Below are 5,454 nucleotides of genomic sequence, written 5' to 3' on the forward strand. Positions count from 1 at the left end.
AAATTGCTAATTACAACATAATGCTCAGAGTTTTTGAAAGTCTGCATATTATAAGTCCAAAAATTGATTCACATCTTAGATTAGAACTTGATACCATTTTAAATTCTCTTACCTTGCCAAAAGAAGGATTCATCTATTTGAAGACATGCTATTCTTTTGCAAGTCTCAACTGTAACTATAAGTGCGATTATAAAAAACAGAATCTATGCTTTAAGCAACTTGATAACAAGAATCATTTAAGATTCATTTCTATCATGGCTAAACTTGCTATAAGCAATGGAGATGACTTTTCTGTAGACATACAGTTCCCATATTATGATACATTGCTCATTGAAATTGCTCATCAGAAGAATCTAGTTTTAGAAAAGGAAAAACAGGCAAAACTTCAGGAGATAAAGGACAGAGAATTCAAAGAACATCTTAAGTTAAGAGTAAAAAAAATTGCAAAACTTGATGAAATAGACAAGAAGAAGGTTAGTGGTGGAATAATAATCAATAAGCCACAGGCTCATGACATTTTTCAAACTCATAAAAAAGAAGATGTACTGTTTGAAAGAAGAGCTCAAATTGAAAACTATGCTCATAAAAAGGAACCAGAAAAACAAACTAGAACAAAAGAATACAGATATTTTGAAAGTAACAGTTACTATCCAATAGTAAGCATGCATGAAAATTTCTATTTTGTATCCAAGTTCGAATATTTAAGCGTATATTCAAGAAGCTCTTTAATACCGTATCTGAGCATTCCATTTATTACAAATCAGAATAATAAGGAATATGGTAAAAAGCTATCTGACATTATCAGCAATAAATCAAACATTTCAAAGAGCTCTTTTTTGAGCAGTTACTTTTTTACTGCTCTTAGTAATTCAAATCTGCCTAATGCATTTATAAACACACTAAAAGATCTATGCTACGGTATCAAAATTGAGAAAAGACAGGAAAGTGAAACTGCTATTCCTTCTGATAATGTTATTTCCTCTGATTTAAACTATCTGCATGAAGTATTTACCTGCATAATTCCAAATCTTAATAGAATAAACTTTACAACTAGAAGAATGATACTCGGAATTAGTAATAATTCTACCGAGAGCAGACTGTATGCAATATTATATTTCTATCTGCTAGTTATACTAAAACAGATAGTTAATCCTTCAAGCGAATCTGAGATAACAGCATATAGAAATGAGCTTAACAGTATTTATCAAAAAACAGAGGATTCAACCTTACTTTTCATAAAGCTTTTAGACTTTTTGTTCTTAAGATTGCCTTGTTTGCTTGAGGATGAAAAAATATCCATTGAACAGGTAATTTATCAAGATGATGATTTGCTTTTAGGATTCTATTCATATCCTCAATGTATTGAACTGGCAATAAATATCATTCTTGCAAACAGAAATATAAACAAGATCTCTGATAGTGACATTTCATCTCTTTTCAGTCTGATGCTTATTCTTCTTGAAAAGGAAAACTCAAGTAACAGAGCGTCACTTATAAGAGTGCCAAATAGAAAATATATTTTCAGAATCAGTCTGTTTATAAAGCTTTTCAAAGAAAATCTTTATAAGTTTGAAAAATTCTGCTCTTTTGTATCAAATGAAAATACAAAAGGAAAGATGATTGAAAGTTTTTCTTCTTTTAATGGAATAAATGTTTCATATAATGATTCATTAGCGGCATATCTTGTTAGTCATGAATCATTTTCCTATCTGTTTTCACCACTTTTAAACCACAGTACACTAGAAAAAATCAGCAGTTCAAGAATTGAATTTGATCTTAATGGGTGCATGGAACTGTCAAAAAGCATTCTAAATCAGTATAAGAATTATATAAACGTAATAATGAATGCAAATTCTCCTGATTTATCTTTAAGACTCATCAGCAATACTCTTGATATGAAAGAACAGTTAGAGTTGATTGGCAAACTAAATAATCTGTCTTTTGACAATTTAATAACAGTCATCGATCTTGTAGATCCAAATTGCAGGGCTGCAGTTTCATCTTGTATTGAAAAGGGAATTTTAAATCTTGGTCTGATGGCTGTTCCTATTGAACATGCACTTAGTGCAAAGGAAAGATGCAATCTTGTGCATCATAAAATAATTCAGACTGAAACAGATAATACAAACTCAAAAGTATTAACTGATGAATTCTATGAAAAACTAGCTTGTGCACAGAATGCACTGATAATTTACTGCTATACAGTTGTTGAAAATGCAGCAGAAAAAACTCTAGTTAAACTTTTAGATCTTGAAAATCAGGAGCAAGAAAAACTTGCAATGAAGTTTTTTGTTTGCTTAAAGCAACTTGTTAGAGGAAATCAGCACTACACACGCAGCTACTATGCAAGACTTGCAAAAGCTAAAGAAACTTCAAATACAGCAGAAAAAACTGTTCACTATCTGAATCTTCTTATAACAGAGGAAATGAAAACTCACCCTCTTGCTTCGTACTTTACAAATATATTTAAGGAAACCTTAAAGCCTCTGTTATCAGAATTTATTTTTGACAAGGGATCATCTTTTGCAACCAAGAATAAAAAACTAACAGTTGATGATTTTGATGAATCAAAGATAAGTTCAAAAATTACAGAATCAAATCATATTCAGAATGTCATAGAGTCAATTAGAATTACTGAAGGTTCTCTTAAGGATGACGAAGTTTTTGAACCAGATATTGAAGAATCTGATAATACCAATGATAGTCAAGCTCAAAGAAATCTTAGTGTTACAAAACTACCTTCATCAAATGCACGTACTCTTGTAGACTCACTCGTAAATAGTGGATGCGATGTAATGGATCTTTATGAATTCAACGGTCTTTGCCTTAGTGCAAAATATATGTCTAAAGATGTGGCAATTGAGGAAATAAATGACTACTGCTATGAGGAATTTGACGAGCCGCTGTTAGATGTCGACTATGAAGGAAATACAGTCTACATTACACTCGATATTTTAAATCAGATGAAAGAGTAAACGTTTGTAAGATAATTCATACACAAAGAGCTTCACAAGTCATTTTACAATTCAAAAACAATAAAAACTCTGATACAATAACGCCGTTTATGTCAAAGGCGTATTCCTTTGACATTGGTATTTTAGTTTGTTCCATTTGGGATTTAATTAATGTCATCACTCGCCCTTCTAATTATTTATATTTCAGTTGGCGCTGTGCTTGGTATTGCCTTAGGACAGATCAAGTATAAAGGCGTTGGACTTGGAATCGGAGGCGTTCTTTTCTCTGGCATTTTAGTCGGTCATATTGCAAACGCTTATTTTGGATTTAATCTTCACAATGATGCTGGTAGCGTAACTGCAGAAGAAAACATTCTACACTTCTTACAGGAGTTTGGTCTGATGCTCTTCGTTTATGCTATTGGTATTCAGGTTGGCCCTAGCTTCTTTGCTGCTTTAAGAGGAAGCGGATTAAAGTTATTAACTTTAGCTGTATCTCTTATCGTTCTTGGATGCTGCGTAGCTTTAACTCTGTTCTTCACAGGCATCGTTACTCCTGATGCTATGGTTGGTATGTACTCTGGTGCTATCACAAATACACCTGCATTATCAGCAGGCTCTCTGATGGTATCTGATATTGCTAGCGTACTTGCTGCACAGGGCAAAGATCCTATTGCATTAGGCTTTAATGTAACTAATGTTCCAAAGGCTTATGCTGTTGCATATCCATTCGGTGTTTGCGCAATTTTAATTACTATCATTCTTATCCGTGTAGTATTCAAGGTAAGCGTTGAAGCTGCAGGTAATGATTACCGTGACAGCAAGTCAGCTGGTTTTGATGCTCCTATCTCATCAAACGTTAAGGTAGAAAGCTCAGAGTTCATCGGTAAAACAATCAATGATATTCCAGGTATCATTGACGGTACTGTAATCTGTTCAAGAATCAAGCGCGATGGTGAACTATCAGTTCCTACTCGTGAAATGGTTTTACAGCAGGGCGACCTTATCCACTTAGTTGGTGGTGCTAAATACGTAGCAAAGGCTGCAATGGCTGTTGGTACCGAAACAAAGGATGTTCTGACAACTCACGGTACAACAATTTCTGTACGTCACTTAATCATTACTAACAACAATGTAATGGGTCGTACACTTGGTGAATTAGAGTTAGATAAGAAACACAATCTTGTTATTTCTCGTGTATTCAGATCCGGTATTCAGTTTATGCCAACTCCAGATTTAAGACTGGCTTTAGGTGATGAGCTGAACGTTATCGGTACTATGGAAGACATCAGAAAGGCTGGTAAGATTGTAGGTAACTCATCTGCTACCATGAACCACGTTCCTATGATTCCTATTTTCTTAGGTTTATTCTTAGGTATGCTCTTAGGCTCTATTCCTATTCCTCTACCAGGCGTTCCTGCACCTATGAAGCTTGGTGTTATCGGTGGTACCCTTGTAGTAGCAATTCTTTTAGCAAGATTCGGTGATGCATGGACAAAGAACAAGCTTCACTGGAGATTACCTCAGCCTGCCCTTGCTGCATTTAAGGAAATCGGTATTACTCTGTTCCTTACAATTGTAGGTATCAGAGCTGGTGCTAACGGTTTCTGGGATGAGCTAACAAACGGTATGGGTTTACACTGGATGGCTTGGGCAACTTTAATCTCAATCATTCCAATGTTAATCATCGGTTTCATCGGTTACAAGGTGTTCAAGGTTAACTACCTTGTTCTCTCAGGTGTTCTAGCAGGTGCATGTACTGATCCTCCAGCTCTTGCATATGCTAACGGTATGTATAAGGATGCAGAAGCTTCTTCTATCGGTTACGCAACAGTTTATCCGTTCGTAATGTTCTTAAGAATTCTGTCACCTCAGATAATGTTGATCATTGTTTCTTCATTCATTTAACACTGATCTTTAAGGGCCTGCAAATGCAGGCCCTTTAATTTACATTTTTTCATTTTTCTTTTGACATAACTACAAATATTGTAAAGAATTTTCTTTTATTAGTTATTCAAAAAATATATAATTAATCTAACATTTTACTTTTTACAAGTAGTTTTCTTTCAAAAAATTCTAATAGCTGAGGTCATATGAGCACATCTATAAGTTATGCTAAGGCTGGCATGCTCAACTTCCTTGGAAGTTGTCCTGTTTGGTATAAGAATGTCATCATTGCATGTCTTATCATTAATCCAATCGTTGCACAGTATTCTATGTTTGTTGCAGGTTGGTTACTAGTTGCAGAATTTATTTTCACACTTTCAATGGCATTAGACTGCTATCCTTTAGAGGCTGGTGGTCTTTTAGTTATTGAAGCATGTTTCCTCGGCATGTGCGACATGCACCATGTAACAAAAGAGATTGAATCAAATCTTGAAGTTATCATGCTTTTAATGTTCATGGTTGCAGGTATCCATTTCGTTCGTGATTTCCTACTGTTCTTCTTTACAAAACTTCTTGTAAAAGTACGTTCGAATGGAAAGCTCGCTTTCTTATT

At 34.4% G+C, this 5,454-nt stretch carries 2 protein-coding genes and 1 pseudogene; all 3 read left to right on the forward strand.

What is annotated here, in order from left to right:
* Positions 1-2,975, forward strand: a 2,975-nt coding sequence (locus ACJML3_RS08860) for a tellurite resistance TerB C-terminal domain-containing protein (RefSeq protein ID WP_406022469.1), incomplete at its 5' end; no start/stop codon positions are given.
* 150 nt (positions 2,976-3,125) lie between these two features.
* Entirely contained in the window at positions 3,126-4,862 is a 1,737-nt protein-coding gene (locus ACJML3_RS08865) for a putative transporter (protein ID WP_406022471.1), read from the forward strand.
* Between the two features lie 185 nt (positions 4,863-5,047).
* Positions 5,048-5,454 (forward strand): annotated as a pseudogene (nhaB, locus tag ACJML3_RS08870) (sodium/proton antiporter); the annotation flags it as partial.

This window comes from Succinivibrio sp. (genome assembly GCF_045124615.1).
Taxonomy (GTDB): domain Bacteria; phylum Pseudomonadota; class Gammaproteobacteria; order Enterobacterales; family Succinivibrionaceae; genus Succinivibrio; species Succinivibrio faecicola.